At 46.3% G+C, this 15011-nt stretch carries 15 protein-coding genes and 1 riboswitch; of the genes, 7 read left to right on the top strand and 8 right to left on the bottom strand.

Annotated elements, in window-relative coordinates; translation table 11 throughout:
• The first annotated feature begins 61 nt into the window (after positions 1 to 61).
• Together ACV3PA_RS03065 and ACV3PA_RS03060 are read left to right on the top strand one after the other, a co-directional pair.
• On the top strand, positions 62 to 442 hold the full coding sequence (locus tag ACV3PA_RS03065) for an NUDIX domain-containing protein (protein WP_456125604.1): 381 nt from the start codon (positions 62 to 64) through the stop codon (positions 440 to 442).
• Between the two features lie 114 nt (positions 443 to 556).
• Positions 557 to 2437 (top strand): PhoX family protein, encoded by a 1881-nt coding sequence (locus tag ACV3PA_RS03060; protein ID WP_456125603.1) that lies wholly within the window; start codon positions 557 to 559, stop codon positions 2435 to 2437.
• 39 nt (positions 2438 to 2476) lie between these two features.
• Here ACV3PA_RS03060 and ACV3PA_RS03055 read toward each other — a convergent pair whose 3' ends face one another.
• The 6 genes from ACV3PA_RS03055 to ACV3PA_RS03030 all read right to left on the bottom strand — a co-directional run bounded on the left by ACV3PA_RS03055 (position 2477) and on the right by ACV3PA_RS03030 (position 8158).
• On the bottom strand, positions 2477 to 2944 hold the full coding sequence (locus tag ACV3PA_RS03055) for an SRPBCC family protein (RefSeq protein WP_053452034.1): 468 nt from the start codon (positions 2942 to 2944) through the stop codon (positions 2477 to 2479).
• Positions 2945 to 3020: 76 nt separating this feature from the next.
• Positions 3021 to 3968: an ATP-grasp domain-containing protein gene (locus ACV3PA_RS03050; RefSeq protein WP_053452033.1), complete on the bottom strand. Its 948-nt coding sequence runs from the start codon at positions 3966 to 3968 to the stop codon at positions 3021 to 3023.
• Positions 3965 to 5023, bottom strand: coding sequence for an LLM class flavin-dependent oxidoreductase (locus tag ACV3PA_RS03045; RefSeq protein WP_456125602.1), 1059 nt, complete (start codon positions 5021 to 5023; stop codon positions 3965 to 3967). The genes ACV3PA_RS03050 and ACV3PA_RS03045 overlap by 4 nt, the downstream gene beginning before the upstream one ends.
• Positions 5024 to 5096: 73 nt before the next feature.
• Positions 5097 to 5199: riboswitch (SAM riboswitch) on the bottom strand.
• 111 nt (positions 5200 to 5310) lie between these two features.
• Positions 5311 to 5949 (bottom strand): DUF975 family protein, encoded by a 639-nt coding sequence (locus ACV3PA_RS03040; RefSeq protein ID WP_053452031.1) that lies wholly within the window; start codon positions 5947 to 5949, stop codon positions 5311 to 5313.
• Positions 5950 to 6012: 63 nt separating this feature from the next.
• Positions 6013 to 7284 (bottom strand): DUF2325 domain-containing protein, encoded by a 1272-nt coding sequence (locus ACV3PA_RS03035; RefSeq protein ID WP_456125601.1) that lies wholly within the window; start codon positions 7282 to 7284, stop codon positions 6013 to 6015.
• 88 nt (positions 7285 to 7372) lie between these two features.
• Entirely contained in the window at positions 7373 to 8158 is a 786-nt protein-coding gene (locus ACV3PA_RS03030) for a DUF817 domain-containing protein (protein WP_456125600.1), read from the bottom strand.
• A gap of 153 nt (positions 8159 to 8311) precedes the next feature.
• Here ACV3PA_RS03030 and ACV3PA_RS03025 point away from each other — a divergent pair, with 153 nt between their 5' ends.
• From ACV3PA_RS03025 to ACV3PA_RS03005, 5 genes are all read left to right on the top strand, one after another.
• The gene (locus tag ACV3PA_RS03025) at positions 8312 to 8977 is read left to right on the top strand and encodes a YczE/YyaS/YitT family protein (protein ID WP_053452028.1); all 666 of its coding nucleotides are present in this window, start codon (positions 8312 to 8314) and stop codon (positions 8975 to 8977) included.
• Positions 8978 to 9131: 154 nt separating this feature from the next.
• Complete coding sequence (locus ACV3PA_RS03020) at positions 9132 to 9587, top strand: MarR family winged helix-turn-helix transcriptional regulator (protein ID WP_456125599.1); 456 nt, start codon at positions 9132 to 9134, stop codon at positions 9585 to 9587.
• A 1-nt stretch (position 9588) separates the two neighbouring features.
• A complete protein-coding gene (locus tag ACV3PA_RS03015; RefSeq protein WP_456125598.1) occupies positions 9589 to 10224 on the top strand; it encodes a nitroreductase family protein in 636 nt (211 codons plus the stop codon).
• A gap of 50 nt (positions 10225 to 10274) precedes the next feature.
• Positions 10275 to 10910, top strand: coding sequence for a nitroreductase family protein (locus ACV3PA_RS03010; RefSeq protein ID WP_053452025.1), 636 nt, complete (start codon positions 10275 to 10277; stop codon positions 10908 to 10910).
• A 76-nt stretch (positions 10911 to 10986) separates the two neighbouring features.
• Positions 10987 to 12303 carry an NAD(P)/FAD-dependent oxidoreductase gene (locus ACV3PA_RS03005; protein WP_053452024.1) on the top strand — a complete coding sequence of 439 codons (1317 nt, stop codon included), beginning with the start codon at positions 10987 to 10989 and terminating at the stop codon, positions 12301 to 12303.
• 21 nt (positions 12304 to 12324) lie between these two features.
• Here the strand turns inward: ACV3PA_RS03005 and ACV3PA_RS03000 are convergent, their stop codons facing one another.
• Positions 12325 to 13761 (bottom strand): DEAD/DEAH box helicase, encoded by a 1437-nt coding sequence (locus tag ACV3PA_RS03000; protein ID WP_053452023.1) that lies wholly within the window; start codon positions 13759 to 13761, stop codon positions 12325 to 12327.
• Between the two features lie 63 nt (positions 13762 to 13824).
• Positions 13825 to 14898 carry a dual-specificity RNA methyltransferase RlmN gene (gene rlmN, locus ACV3PA_RS02995; RefSeq protein WP_023469793.1) on the bottom strand — a complete coding sequence of 358 codons (1074 nt, stop codon included), beginning with the start codon at positions 14896 to 14898 and terminating at the stop codon, positions 13825 to 13827.
• Between the last annotated feature and the right edge of the window lie 113 nt (positions 14899 to 15011).

Below are 15011 nucleotides of genomic sequence, written 5' to 3'. Positions count from 1 at the left end.
AAAAGAGACCGGAACTGTCGTTTCGGTCTCTTTTTTGAATACGTTGGAGGAGGAATAAGTCATGCGTCATCGGGTATGCGCGGCGTTGATTGAAAAGCAACAAGCATTAATGGTTGAGTTACACACCTCTTCCCGGGCATTTTGGACATTACCGGGTGGTGGTGTCGAGAGAAATGAAACAAAAGAAGAAGCTATTGTACGCGAAGTATTAGAAGAGACACATCTTCACGTCACGGTCGAACGACAACTCTACGAGATTTCGATCCGTCAAGGGACGGAGACGTGTTTTCTCGTCCAACGTGTCACGAATAGTTCCGTACCTCGGCTCGGGATTGATCCCGAACTACCACTTGATCAACAGGAATTACGAGCCGTCCGTTTCCGACCATTGAAAGATATGCAAGATGATCCACAGATTGCTCGTTTACTGAACTTACTGTAAAGGAAACATTAACTAAGTGAGACATAACTGACTAGGTTTCTTTACACCCTCTACACAATCGACTGATTAAATGGAAATGTAGCAACAATACAAACTCATTTGGGGGAAACGAAAATGAAACGAACACTCATGGTTGGTCTATCAGCAGCGGTCTTGTCATCAAGTATGGTCCCGATGTTCGCGGATGCCCACAGCTCTTCTCATACTACACGCAACATCAAGAAGGTCGAATTCTTGTCGATGAATGCACCGACGAAAATCGATCAAATGGTGAAAACCTATACAGAAGCAAAAGTCAAAGTCACCTATACGAACGGTAAAACAGAAGTAAAGCCGTTGAACTATAATCAATTATTCCTCTCGCAAGACAAAATCGTCGAAAACAAAGGTGAAATGATTGCAGCGGGAACACCAATCGATGCCAAAGGTAATCCAATCATCGACCGCAGTGTACCGGACAAACCGGAAGCATTCGTTTCTGACGCACCAGACTCGAACAGCCTACTTGAAGTGCACGGAAAAAAATATATGGTGTCTCACTTCGAATATGACTCAATCGATAACGCTGGCAATGAAGTCAAAGGACTTCCGGCATCGATGACATTAACGGAAGTCGTCCAAGACAAAAAGACAGGAAAATTGGCTGTCAAAAAAGCGAGCAAAATTGATTTTGAAAACGTCAATGGACTCTGGACACCATGTAACGGTTCCACGACGCCATGGGGAACGCACCTTGGATCAGAGGAATATGAACCAGATGCCCGTGCTTTCGAGTCAGATAAGACTTCGTCTGCCTATAAAGAAGTCAATGCCTTCGCTGAGCGTTATTTCGGAACGACTAAAAAAGCGAATCCGTACTTCTACGGCTATACACCTGAAATCTCAGTCGACCGTAAAGGAAAGGCGACAGCGGTCAAACATTACAGCACAGGTCGCTTCTCGCACGAGATGATGCAGATTCTTCCGGATCAAAAGACGGCGATTTTCGGTGACGATGGCAACAACACGATGATGTTCATGTACGTCGCAGATAAAAAACGTGATTTCTCTAAAGGAACGCTCTACGCGGCGAAGTTCAAACAGACACGTGCAACAGAAGGTGGAGCCGGTGATCTTGAGTGGATCAAGCTTGGTCATGCTTCTGATAAAGAAGTCAAACGCTTGATTGATAAAGGAACAAAATTCAGCGATATCTTCGAAACAGCTGATGCACCTACACCTGGCTTTAAAGCGGTCAAAACAGCTGCCAGCAAAAAAGTCGAATACTTGAAGCTAAAGCCTGGTAAGGAAAAAGAAGCTGCCTTCCTCGAATCACGTCGTTACGGTGCGTTGCTTGGCGCGACGTCAGAATTCAACAAGATGGAAGGCATCACGGTCAACGAACAGGACAAAAAAGCCTACATCGCCTTGTCTTATGTGTCAGGTAGTACCGAAAAACAAGAAGGTGCTGTCCAAGACGATATCCAGCTTGAAAAACGTGAATCGGGTGCGACATTCGAAATCAATCTCGGACGTGCAAAAGGCATCGACAGCCGTTATGTACCAACGAATATGCAAGCACTCGTCATTGGCGAAGATTTAGCGAAGCCAGATGCTTACGGTAACACAGCGAACCCTGATCTTGTTGCGAATCCGGATAACCTTGCATACTCTGCGACATCCGATACGCTCTTCATCGGAGAAGACAGTGCCCTTCACACGAACAATTTCGTCTGGGCGTATAACCTGAAAACGAAAAAGTTATCACGTATCCTGTCAGTTCCAGTCGGAGCGGAAGCAACTGGTCTTCGTTCACTTGATCATGTTGGTGGATATAGCTATCTTTTAAGCAACTACCAGCACCCAGGTGAGGCATTGACAGGAAAACAAATCACTGCCGTCGATCCAAAGGCGCTTGAACAAGCGATGAAAGACGGCATCGGTATTCAAAAAACAGGTGGTGTCGGTTACCTCTCTGGTTTACCAAGTGGTCACAAATCGTATACGAATCGATAAGATGCTAAAACGGATTCCCAAGCACGGGAATCCGTTTTTTCATGCATTGTTCTTCTTTTGTTTCGCCGCTTCTTCTTCGACACGTTGCAACAACCCGTGAACGATTTTCTCGTTCTCTCGTTCGCCACCGAGTGACAACAGACTTTTCCCAACAAAGTTCGCTCCTTCATTTTTTCCCGTATAAATCAACAGACATTGATCAGGTCCGAGTGGTTTGAGTGTAAAGGTCATCTCGATCTTGAAAATCCGTGCTAACGTGAATCCAATCGTATTTTGTTTGAAGTCAGGTTCATTCGTATAGGCTAAATCGGTCACAATATAGGTTTCAAGTCGATTACCCTGCATATACGTTTGACGATACGTCGAACCGACGACACCCGGTTTTCGTTCAATCACCTCATGTTGGACGACATTTGGAATCAAACGTTGTAGCCGCGTATGATCAAACAAGTGCCATGCTTCTTCAATTGGAATATCGAGCTGTCGTTCTTCTTTCCACGTAATCATACACCTGCCCCCTTTTATATAGAAATACCCCGTCATCCGGTCTTGTAACGTCCGGTGACAGGGCGGGAGCCAATTCTTATTTTACTGTGCTTGTTTCAAGTGCTGCTCCAAGGAACTTCGCTAGTTCGAGCATACCGTAACGTCCTGCCGCTGCTTCAGCGTCCGAGTTATAGTTCGTATTCGTATTGACGTCGTACGTATAGATCGTACCTGACGCATCCTTGATGAACTCAATGCCGGCGACCGCGATTTGGTTCGCTTGGAGGAACGCTTCGTACTTTTCAATGATTGGATCATTGAAACCTTCAACGATTTGGAACTTCATCGGTGTTTGCGGCGCTTCTTCCCCAACTGGGCAGAATAAATCGTCAATTACACACGCATCCGCTGGGCAGAGCTCAAACCCTTCTGACGTATCCACTTGAACCGCATAAACGAATTTTCCACCCACGAATTCACAACGTGTGATGTACGGTTCTGGTGCTTGGATGTACTCTTGAATCAACGTGATGCCATCGACCGGTTCGTCGAATGTCGGACCGTCGAGATAAGCTTCAAGTGCTTCAATCGAGTGGAACAACTGGACACCGAGTCCTTTGCCGGCACGGTTATGCTTCGTGATGAATGACGAAACACCAATCTCTTTTGCTGCTTGGACGATTTGATCACGTCCAACGGCAGCTGTCGTCTTCGGTACACGAATGCCTGCTTTGCGTAGTGCTGTATACTGATTGACTTTGCTGACTTCAAGACGGAGTGCACGCGTTCCGTTAAAGACAGTCCGGTCATGTTCTTCTAACCAAGCGAGGACTCCTTCCGTCAACTCCGGTGCATAGCGATGTCCACGTGTATGCGAAGAGGCACTCATTCGGCTGTAAAAGACACCTTCTGGTGGTACTTCATCGAGTGGCACGATTCCTTCATTCAAGTGCCACTGTTCATACGGTAACTCGAGTTCTTCGAGTCGTTTGATGAGATGGTCCGTCCATTCTTGATTTTCGTGGAGAATATGAATTTTTGTCATGATTGTTGACCTACCTTTCGTTTCGCTTCGACAAGTGGAATTACGTCACGAGCAAAGCGTTCCATTTCTTCAAGTTGTGGTGAGAATTGTAACAAGAGCAACGTGACACCGACAGCTTCGAACGCTAGAATACGTTCCGCAATCTGTTCCGGTGTGCCGATCAAGTTCGGTCGTAGACCGCGGTTTGAGACGGAATAATCATTTCGCTCGACCTGTTGTTCCAGTTGCGATTTACTAATGAAGTCTTGATAACCGGCATAACCAGCGCTATCTTCTTTTACATCCGTAATCCGTTGCCATTCTAGAAGCGCTTCTTCTTCCGTATCCCGGCAAATGATGTAAGCCGCAAGACCAAAGCTTTCGAGTGGAGCTTGTCCCGTCGCTTCCCGGCGTACTTTCATGTCGTTGATTTTGTGAGCGACTTCTTCGACCGTGCCCCCGTGCATGACATACGCATCACAGTGTTCGACGATTGTTCGTTTTCCGGCTTCACTCTCTCCACCGGCGTAGAGCTTAATCCCCGGACGCTGAACCGGCTTCGGGTGTAATTCTGCCTGCTCGATCGTATAGTGATTGCCTGAGAAACTATACGGCGAAGCGTCTGCCCATAGTCCTTTCATGACCGTGACGAATTCTTCCGTCCGCGCATAGCGTTCATCGTGCGCTGTAAAGATACCGTTATACTGTTTCGCTTCCTCTGCCCACCAGGCCGAGACGACATTCAGCGTAAAACGTCCCCCACTCAACTGATCGATGTTTGCTGCCATCTTCGCCGTCGTCGCCGGATTATGGAACCCGGGACGAACCGCTGTCATGATTTCAAGGCGTTCTGTTGTTGCAGCGATTGCCGCTGCCGTCGTCCATGCCTCAAGACTCGGTTCCTTTATTCCTTTGATATCGTTCAAGTTCAATTCTGCGATCAATGTCGTCGAAAAACCGATGCGTTCAGCTGTTTGTGCGACTTGTTTTGCATAATCGAATGTCGCCGGCATCTGTTCATCTTCGACATTCCGTAACCATCCCCCAAAAATCGGTAACCAAAAACCATACTCCACTCCATCATCCCCCTTATAATAAAAAGCGCCCTTTTCGAAGTTCGAAAAGAGCGACGGTATCTTGTCCTGTCCGCTCTTATCTTCAGAAGGTATCCCTTCCTGGAAGTAGCACCTTCCGCCATGGCGGGGTTGCTGAAGTGTCTTCGGGCCAGTCCCTCGACTTCTCTAGATAAGATGTGTTGCATTCATCGTACAGAATTCATTGAACTAAAGCAACCATTAAACCGTCTTTTCCCATCGGAATTGTTTTAGACAAAAAAATCCCGACATGATGTCGGGATCCGGTATTAATATGGTGCGACGAAATCTGATGTCGGCTCTGGCGTTTGTTCACCACGAACACGATCATAGAATTTTGCAAAGGTGACGCTGAAATACGGTGTAATCCACAGGAATGCTAGACCTAAGGTAACGATTCCTAAAAGAGCCCAACCAATAAACGATAGTAAGAGCATGAATGCTTCCATTTTATGCCCGTCCATCATTTTCCGAGAGCGTGTAATGGCTTCTAAGATACCAATTGATGGTTCATCTCGCAAAATATAGAACGTTAGCATATAAGAAAATGATTTAATGATTCCCGGTACGACTAATAGCAGTAACCATAGGAAGATAAAAAAGAATTGTACGATGGCTAGACCAATCACTTTGAAAAACATGCCATATGGTTCAAATAAATCCGTTACTTTCGTTTCTTCTCCACGAGCAATTGACATCGCAATCCAAGTCCAACCGACTCCAACCGGAATCAATAAAATCGATACCAACGATACGACGAGATCCATGGTATTAGCTGGTTCATCCATATCTGATCCAAATAACCCAGGTACACCTTGAATAATACTAAACAGAATAAATGTTAGGACTGCGAATCCCCAACGACCGCTTAACGACGCCTTTGCCGCTTTTTTTAATTGAGATGACATGAGTAAGGTCCTCCTTGAAAAATAAGTTCTCACCTTACTCTACGGCTAATAACTTCTAATGTTTCACTCTTTTTTCAATAATTTCCCGTCTTGTTGCTGTTTGAGCCAAGCACGCTCAAGTTGTCGCTCACATGCTGTATATAATGAACGACGACCATCGAGGCGTTCCATCGCGAACGGAATACTATGTTTTTTCGCCTGTGCGATGACATGCGCACTCGCTGCATGAGAGACACGGCTCGTCACGACGACGATCGCATCCGTCTTTTTGGCGAGACAGGCAATCTTTTTCGCGGATTGTGCGTCTCCTGCGAGATGAATCAATTCAATTCCAGTTGGCGCAAAGAACTCACGATAGACAGCTGTTTGTTGTTCGTTTCCAACGATGACGAGGCGCATACCTGTGAAGCGCGTGAAATCAAGTGGTGTCTTATCGACGAAATCCATCAATTGTCCAGGTACAGCTGTCGTCACGATTGGTTCAATCTTTCGCTCTTTTTGAACACGAATGCGACGCTGCGCTTTTTTAGGTTTTGGAGCCGTTTGCCGTTTCATTTTTCGTGCATACCGGTCCGATTTTTTCGCTGTAACAGTTACCTTCTCTACTAGTTGTTCTAATTTTATCGGGCGATCTGATGGTTCGTTGACAACCGGTTTTTCGTAGGTAAACTGATGCTTCCAGACAATCGTCAAGCTCTCTTTCCGTCCCCGCCACATGACGAGATCGACGAGTTGTCCTGCTTCTAGTCGAAAATAGCGCATGTCCTCTACCGGTACGACATAGTAGAACGGTTTTCCTGCTTCATCTTGTAGCGGACCGTTAACCGTCTCTTCAACAATGCCGTGTACTTTGACGATCGCTTGTTCAAACACGACACGTTCCGGGTTCTCTTTCATCCGTTCCGTTGAGACGACAGCTTCGATGCGACACACCGTTTTCTGGTCATCCTGACGATCGACACGGACACGGACCTCCATGCCATGCTCGAGATTCCAGTCACGCACGTCTCGTTCTGAAATATGACTACCGGACCATTCTAGTAAAGAGCCACCTTTTAACCCTCGCTGAAACGTGTAAGCATAACGCAGCTTTCGTACAGGTTCGATAGATGTTTGTGACGGCACTTCGATAGTTTGCTCTGGCATTACCCCTACCACTTCGTCGACGAACGTTGTTTCCTGTACGTGGCGTGGTGCATAATAAGCTGACATCTTGACCCACTCATCGATTCCGTTTACTTCGTCGAGCCAAAGTTGCCAGTCTTCGTATCGTTCGACGACTGCTAACTTCATTTGAACCAATTCAGTTGCCCGTTCCATCACCTGTTGCATCATCCGTAACCACTTCCTTTGCGTTTTTTTACACTATAGCAACGGAAAAACGCGGAAGTAGATCAAATAAATAACCAGGTTGTTTTTTTAACTAGGTCCGTTGATTGATTTCCACAGCCGGATCATGACGCTTGTATTTCGCAACGATGACGATCAGGACGGTGATGATGACAAGTAAAAACCAAGAAGACAATTTACCAAAATCAACGACTGCCCAGCCTCCTTCTTGATGCGGATAGACCCAGCCTTTGAAAAAAGTCACGATGTTCTCAGCAATCCAAATGAAGAAAGCAATCAGTAAAAAGGACAGGACAAGCGGCATCCGGTAAACCGTCTGCTCGATTGTAAAGTGAACCCATGACTTATAGAAGACGAAAACGACGAGGACCATTAGCAGCCACCTCGCATCGAAAATCCAGTGATGGCTGAAGAAGTTTAAATAGACGAGACTCCCGACACTAATCGCAAGCCATGGGGGAGGAAATGCTGTGAATCGTAAATGAAATCTCCTGAACGCCTGACACACATAACTTGCGACGCTTGCGTACATGAACCCTGCATACAGTGGAACACCTGCTACTTTTGTCCAAGCATCTTCTGGGTAACTCCACGATCCGACGTTCACCTTGAATAGTTCAAGTGCTAGACCGATAACGTGAAACAATAAAATCAGTTTGAATTCTTCCTTCGTTTCATAACGACTGACAAGTAACGCGATTTGAACGAGAATACACCACAGCAACAAGAGATCGTATCGCGCGATCGGTTCAGTCGGCAAATAACGCGAAAGAGCAAGCGCTGCGAAAATCATCACAGGAAAGACACAACAGATGGCTTCTATATATGTAAAACGAATCAGATGTCGGATCGCTTTCATCCTGTTACCTCCTTTTTTCTCCAGTATACGTTTCTCTTTCACCCTTCCCCTCCTTCTTAGGATGGAAAAAACGGAAAATTTCGTCTTTCTTCTTCCACTTTCCTCATGATACAGTTAACGAATCAATTATTTTTAAGAAATGAGGTGCCAGACATGACGCGTCATCGTGCTTCCTGGTTATTACGCGCTACGTTAAAGTGGGGACTCTTCCTACTCGGTTTATTTTTACTCGCCCTTGGCTCATCGATGATGATCACAGCGGAACTCGGTGTCTCGACGTGGGATGTGTTACATCTTGGCCTCCAAAAGAAAACACCGCTATCCGTAGGAACGATCATCTTGCTTGTTGGTCTCTTACTCGTTTTCGTTAAGTACGCATTAGACCGCGTCACGCCGCAAATCGGTACACTTGTTAACGCGATTTTCGTCGGCGTCTTTATGAATCTTGTGCTTGGTTCTCATCTCTTACCGTCTTTTGAGTCGATCTGGTTGAATACACTCTGGCTCGTTTTCGGGATCTTCATCATCGGCATGGGTGCCGGTCTATATGTCGCCGTCGGTTACGGGGCTGGTCCACGTGATGGTTTGACGCTGACGCTTGCAGAGCGTTTTGGAACCTCGATTCGCCTGATGCGGACAATTATGGAAGTTACGGCATGCGGCATCGGCTGGTTGCTCGGTGGTCCTGTTTTCTTCGGTACGATTCTCTCGATCTTCTTAATCGGACCATTCTTGCAATTTTGGTTGTTTTATTTCCGTCGTATTATCGCAGCGATTGATGCAAAAGGACTTCCGGCGTCTGAACGCCAAATTAGCTAAGTCGCCTGACTCGATATCATTCCGCGCGAATGATATCTTTTTTTATGTTGAAAGCAGATAAGTTGCGTCATCAAATTAAACACGTTATATTCGTTTACATATCAATCTTTGATACGTCAAAGGTTTCTTCGAACGAAGGGAAGGATGTGATGGATTGAGTATTTCCTGCAACGAAAAAGGACGTTTGATTTATGCACTCGTCTCCGTCAATAAGACGATTGCTCAAAAATTCGATCTCTGTACGGACGGATTCAGTCAGACTCGAATGGATTTGCTCGCTCAACTGCAAGTTGATCAAACGATCAGTCAAAAAGAATTACAAAAACGCGTTAATGTCGATCATGCGGCAGTGACCCGTCACCTGAAGCATCTGGAATCGACCGGGATGATTGCGCGCGAGCGTTCAGCCGCTGACAATCGGGTGATTCTTGTTTCTTTAACGGAACAAGGAGCGACGCGCATCGCACAATTACGCGAACAAAAAGATGAGTTCCTCGAGAATTTACTCGAAGGATTCTCTGCTCAAGAACAACGGACGTTAGCTGAGATGATTCAACGCATCGAAGCGAACGCTGATACATTACCTAAACTAAAAGAGGAGTCGATTTAATATGGCAACGCAAACTACAACAGATTTCATGGAAATCGTCAAAGGACGCCGTTCAATCCGTAACTACGATACAGACGTGAAGATCTCAAAAGAAGAAATGACACAAATCCTTGAAGAAGCAACACTTGCACCTTCTTCCGTCAACATGCAACCATGGCGTTTCCTCGTCATCGATAGCGAAGAAGGCAAAGCAACACTTGCACCACTCGCAAAATTCAACCAAGTTCAAGTCGAGACATCTTCTGCTGTCATCGCTGTCTTCGGTGATATGAACGCCGTTGATCAACTTGAGAACATCTACGATACAGCTGTTGAAAAAGGTCTTATGCCACAAGAAGTACGCGATCGCCAAGTACCAGCAATTCAAGGGATGTACAGCAGCGTATCAGCGAACGATTTGAAAGACAGCATCTTGATTGACTCAGGTCTCGTTTCAATGCAATTAATGCTCGTCGCTCGTGCACATGGTTATGATACAAACCCAATCGGTGGTTACGAAAAAGATCAAATCGCTGAAGCATTCGGTCTTGAAAAAGAGCGTTACGTACCGGTTATGTTGCTATCGATTGGTAAAGCAGTTGATGCAGGATACCCATCTGTTCGTCTGCCAATCGCTGACATCGCAGACTGGAAATAAGTTTTTCACACTATAAAACAGAGAACACACACAAGGGAGATTGAATAATTATGACTACTCAAACAACTACGGACTTCATGGAAATCGTCAAAGGACGTCGCTCGATCCGTAACTACGATACAAACGTAAAAATTTCAAAAGAAGAAATGACACAAATCCTTGAAGAAGCAACACTTGCTCCATCTTCAGTTAACATGCAACCATGGCGTTTCCTTGTCATCGATAGCGAAGAAGGCAAAGCAACACTTGCACCACTCGCGAAATTCAACCAAGTCCAAGTCGAGACATCTTCTGCTGTCATCGCTGTCTTCGGTGACATGAACGCGGTCGATAGCATCGAGACAATTTACGATATGGCTGTTGAAAAAGGTCTTATGCCACAAGAAGTACGCGATCGCCAAGTACCAGCAATCAAAGGTTTCTACCGTCCAGAAGACGTTGAAACATTACGTGATAGCATTTTGATTGATTCAGGTCTTGTTTCAATGCAATTGATGCTCGTGGCTCGTGCACATGGTTATGATACAAACCCAATCGGTGGTTACGAAAAAGACCAAATTGCAGAAGCATTCGGTCTTGAAAAAGAGCGTTACCTCCCAGTCATGTTGCTTTCAATCGGTAAAGCAGTTGACGCAGGATACCCATCTGTTCGTCTACCAATCGCTGACATCACAGAATGGAAATAAGCAATATCAACCAGTCCGGATTCCTTTCACAGGAATCCGGCTTTTTTGTATACTCAGAGAAAAGGAGGCGTCTTTGATGTATGATGTCACGATTATCGGAGCTGGTGTAGCGGGAATTTTTCTTGCTCATCAGCTCGTTGAACATGGACAGCGTGTCTTATTGCTCGATGCCGGAAAACCGATTCGTGAACGAACGGCAGAAGATGCGTATCTTGGATTCGCTGGGCTCGGAAAATCAGAAGGGAAATTCAATTATGCAACGGGATTCGGTGGAGAGCTCGTCTCAAAAATCGGCGTAGAAACGACGCAACAACTATTCCGAGAAGTCGATGACCTCTTATGTACATATGGTGCAGATACAATCGAAAGCTATTCCACTCACTCGCCTACTGTAGCGTCTCGTGCCCGTCGTGCCGGTCTCCACACAGTCGAAACAACGGTACGTCATTTAGGCACAGCACGGACTGCTACCGTCTTTACAGCGTTTGAGGATGCCTTACTACCGCGACTCGATGCTCGCTTCGAAGCGACAATCGAGCAGATCACGAAGTCCGAGCAGTTTACAATCAAAACAACGAACGAGACATTCGTCAGTCAACGGATCGTGTTCGCGACAGGTCGTTCCGGTGCAGACTTTACACTGCACCAGTTAGCTACGCTTGGTGTCACGCCACAGCGAACTCGACTTGATCTCGGTGTGCGGATTGAAACAGAGGAAGTCCTCTTTCGAACGTTGCTACAGGACACGTTCGAGACGAAGCTCGGCTACGACTCTCCTCATGGTCAAGCCGTCACTTATTGCATGAATCCGCGTGGACGGATCATTCGAAAATATCAAGAAGGCCTCGTCATGCCGGACGGTCAAAACGTCCACGAGACAGCAGACGGATCGACGAATCTGAACTTTACACTGTTTCTCCCACGTTATTTTTCGACACTAGCGAAAGCCAATGCGTATGCGACGCGTGTCATCGGCAAGATCAACCAAGGACAGGATCGCATCGTCGTCCAACGACTCGGTGATTTTCGAAAATTACAAGCGACGACAATGGAGCAATTGACTCGTAACGAAATCATTCCTTCTCTAAGTGCTTCCCCGGGAGATTTACACGCGGAAGTTCCTGTAGAAGATTGTCTCGTCTTAGAAGGTTTTTTAGAACGCCTCGAACGACTTCTTGAGACGGAACTCCCTGCAGATACGTTACTTTACGGACTAGATGGTAAGTTTTACGCACCGATGCTTGAAACGTCCGAAACGTTTGAGACGACGTGTCCCGGTGTCTATGCAATCGGTGATTGTTCCGGTGCAACACACTCTCTTGCTCAGGCAGCCGCTAGCGGACTCCATCTTGGACATGCCTTGACACAAAAAAGCCGGTCCCTCTTCGCCTAAGCGGAGAATGACCGGCTTGTCTTATTTCTTGAATGCTTCGTACACTTTCAATTGTTTCCCTTTGACCTTCGTCGTCTTCATTGCTCGTAAGACAAGCGGACCTTTCCCGTTCAGGATATCGACATACGTCAACGTATCCTGAATCGAGATGATTCCGATGTCGTCTGCTGTGACGCCTTCAATCTTCGCGATCGTTCCAACGAAGTCGACGGCACGGAGTTTCTTCTTCTTCCCACCATTAAAGAACAACTTCATGATGTCGGCATCGAGCTGTTCCGTTTTCGATGAACGCGTATCTTCCGTCGCCATCTTCTCCTCGAACGCATCCGCTGTCCGCATCAAGTCCTTTTCCGTCGGTGCTTGTCGACGTGTCAGCTTCCCATGATATTGCTCGATTTCCTTCAGGCGACGTTCGTCTGCTGGTGTGACAAGACTAATTGCTTGTCCAGTAGCTCCCGCACGACCTGTCCGACCTGTTCGGTGAACGTAGCTTTCCCGTTCGACAGGGAGATCGTACTGGATGACGTGTGTGATGTTCTCGATATCGATTCCGCGTGCCGCGACGTCTGTTGCAACAAGAATCCGGAACTTACCGGCACGGAACGCTTTCATCGCATCGAGTCGGTCATCTTGTTCCATTCCACCGTGAATCGCTTCAACCGGATAGTCATGTGCGCGCAAGCCATTCGCGACGAAATCGACATGTTCTTTCGTCCGACAGAAAATCATGCAACGATCCGGATTTTCAGCGACGAGGACATCTTTTAAAATGGCGAACTTCGTCTTATCCGTCACCGGAATATAGCTATGCGTGATCGTTGAGACGACCGTCTCACCTGCTTCGATTCGTTTTGGTGCCTCCATGTAACGGTCACTCAACTGTTCGATGTCTTCTGGGAAAGTCGCAGAGAACAATAGTGTCATCCGTTCCTTCGGTAACTCGGACAAGATGGCGTCGACTTGATCGAGGAAGCCCATGTTCAGCATTTCGTCCGCTTCATCTAAAACGACGTAACGCACTTTCTCAAGTGATAACGTGCCCCGCTCGATATGATCGCGTACGCGTCCTGGTGTGCCAACGACGATGTGTGTCTTTTGTTTGAGCTCTGTCACTTGTCCGCGGAACGGTTGTTTTCCGAAGACAGCAGTCGCTTTGATCCGCTTATAGCGTCCGATGTTCATAATATCTTCTTTGACCTGCAAAGCAAGCTCACGTGTTGGTGTTAAGACTAAAACTTGTGGTTTATTTTCTTCCCACTCGACGAGTTCACACAGCGGAATCGCAAACGATGCCGTTTTCCCGCTCCCTGTCCGTGATTTGACGATGACGTCTTTTCCAGACAATACGACTGGAATGACGGATTGCTGAACTTCGGTTGGTGTCGTATAACCGAGTTGCTCGATTGAATCGAGAATCGGTGCGCTTAAGTTAAAATCATTGAATCGTGTACGTGTCATAGGATGTCCTCATTTCTTATCGTAAAAAAAGCTTCCCACCGAAACGATGAGAAGCCCAACGAATTATTTGGATGCTACTTTATCTTTTTTGATTTGCTTACTACGTAATTGACCACACGCAGCATCAATGTCTGTTCCGTGTTCAAGACGAACACCACAGTTCAAGCCGTTCTTTTTCAACGTATCGTAGAACGTCGTGATGTCTTCAGACGTACTGCGTTGATATTGACCGTGCTCATCAACTGGGTTGTACGGAATCAAGTTGACATACGTCAGGTGACGTTTGTCTTCGAACAATTTCGCAAGTTCGACCGCGTGTTCTTTTTGGTCGTTGACGCCACGGAGCAAGATGTACTCGATCGTGATTTTACGGTTCGTCGTTTGAACGTAATAATCGATCGCTGGCATCAATTTCTCAAGCGGGATCGCCCGGTTGATTTTCATGATTTGCGTACGCAATTCGTTGTTTGGTGCGTGAAGCGAGATTGCTAAGTTGACTTGGAGTTTCAAGTCAGCAAACTTGTAAATCTTGTCTGCCAAACCACTTGTTGAAACCGTGATGTGACGTGCACCGATCGCAAGACCATTGTGATCTTTGATGACGTTCAAGAAGTCGACCATGTTGTCGAAGTTATCGAACGGTTCACCGATACCCATGACGACGACGTGGCTGACACGTTCTTCGTTACCGACTGCATCGAGGTGATGTTGAACGTTCATGATCTGTTCAACGATTTCGCCTGCCGACAAGTCGCGGCTCTTCTTGATGAGACCACTTGCACAGAAGCTACAGCCAATGTTACAGCCAACCTGTGTCGTAACACAGACAGAAAGACCGTATTTATGACGCATCAAAACCGTTTCGATCAAGTTGCCATCATATAATTTGAAGAGGAACTTGATTGTTCCGTCTGCTGATTCTTGCTTGACCGCTTCTGTCATCGAGTCAATCGTAAAACTCTGATCTAACAACTCAAGGCAATCCTTGTTGACATTCGTCATTTCCGCGAAAGTCGTGACACGTTTACGGTAGAGCCAATCCCATACTTGTTTGGCACGGAATGGTTTGTGCCCTTGATTCGATAACCATTCTGTCATCTGCTCAAGCGTTAATCCATAAATGGATGGTTTATTCATTTCAAAAGACCTCATTTCTTTTTCCAGAACTACAACATTCCTTTATCTTAGTAAAAATCAGCGCTTGACGCAACGTTCAAATCCTAAATGTTCACTTTCTGTAAAGTTTTTTC

Source organism: Exiguobacterium sp. EA-TM-5, assembly GCF_053878415.1.
Note: the sequence above shows the minus strand (reverse complement) of the source record. Positions and strands in the feature narration are given on the sequence as shown.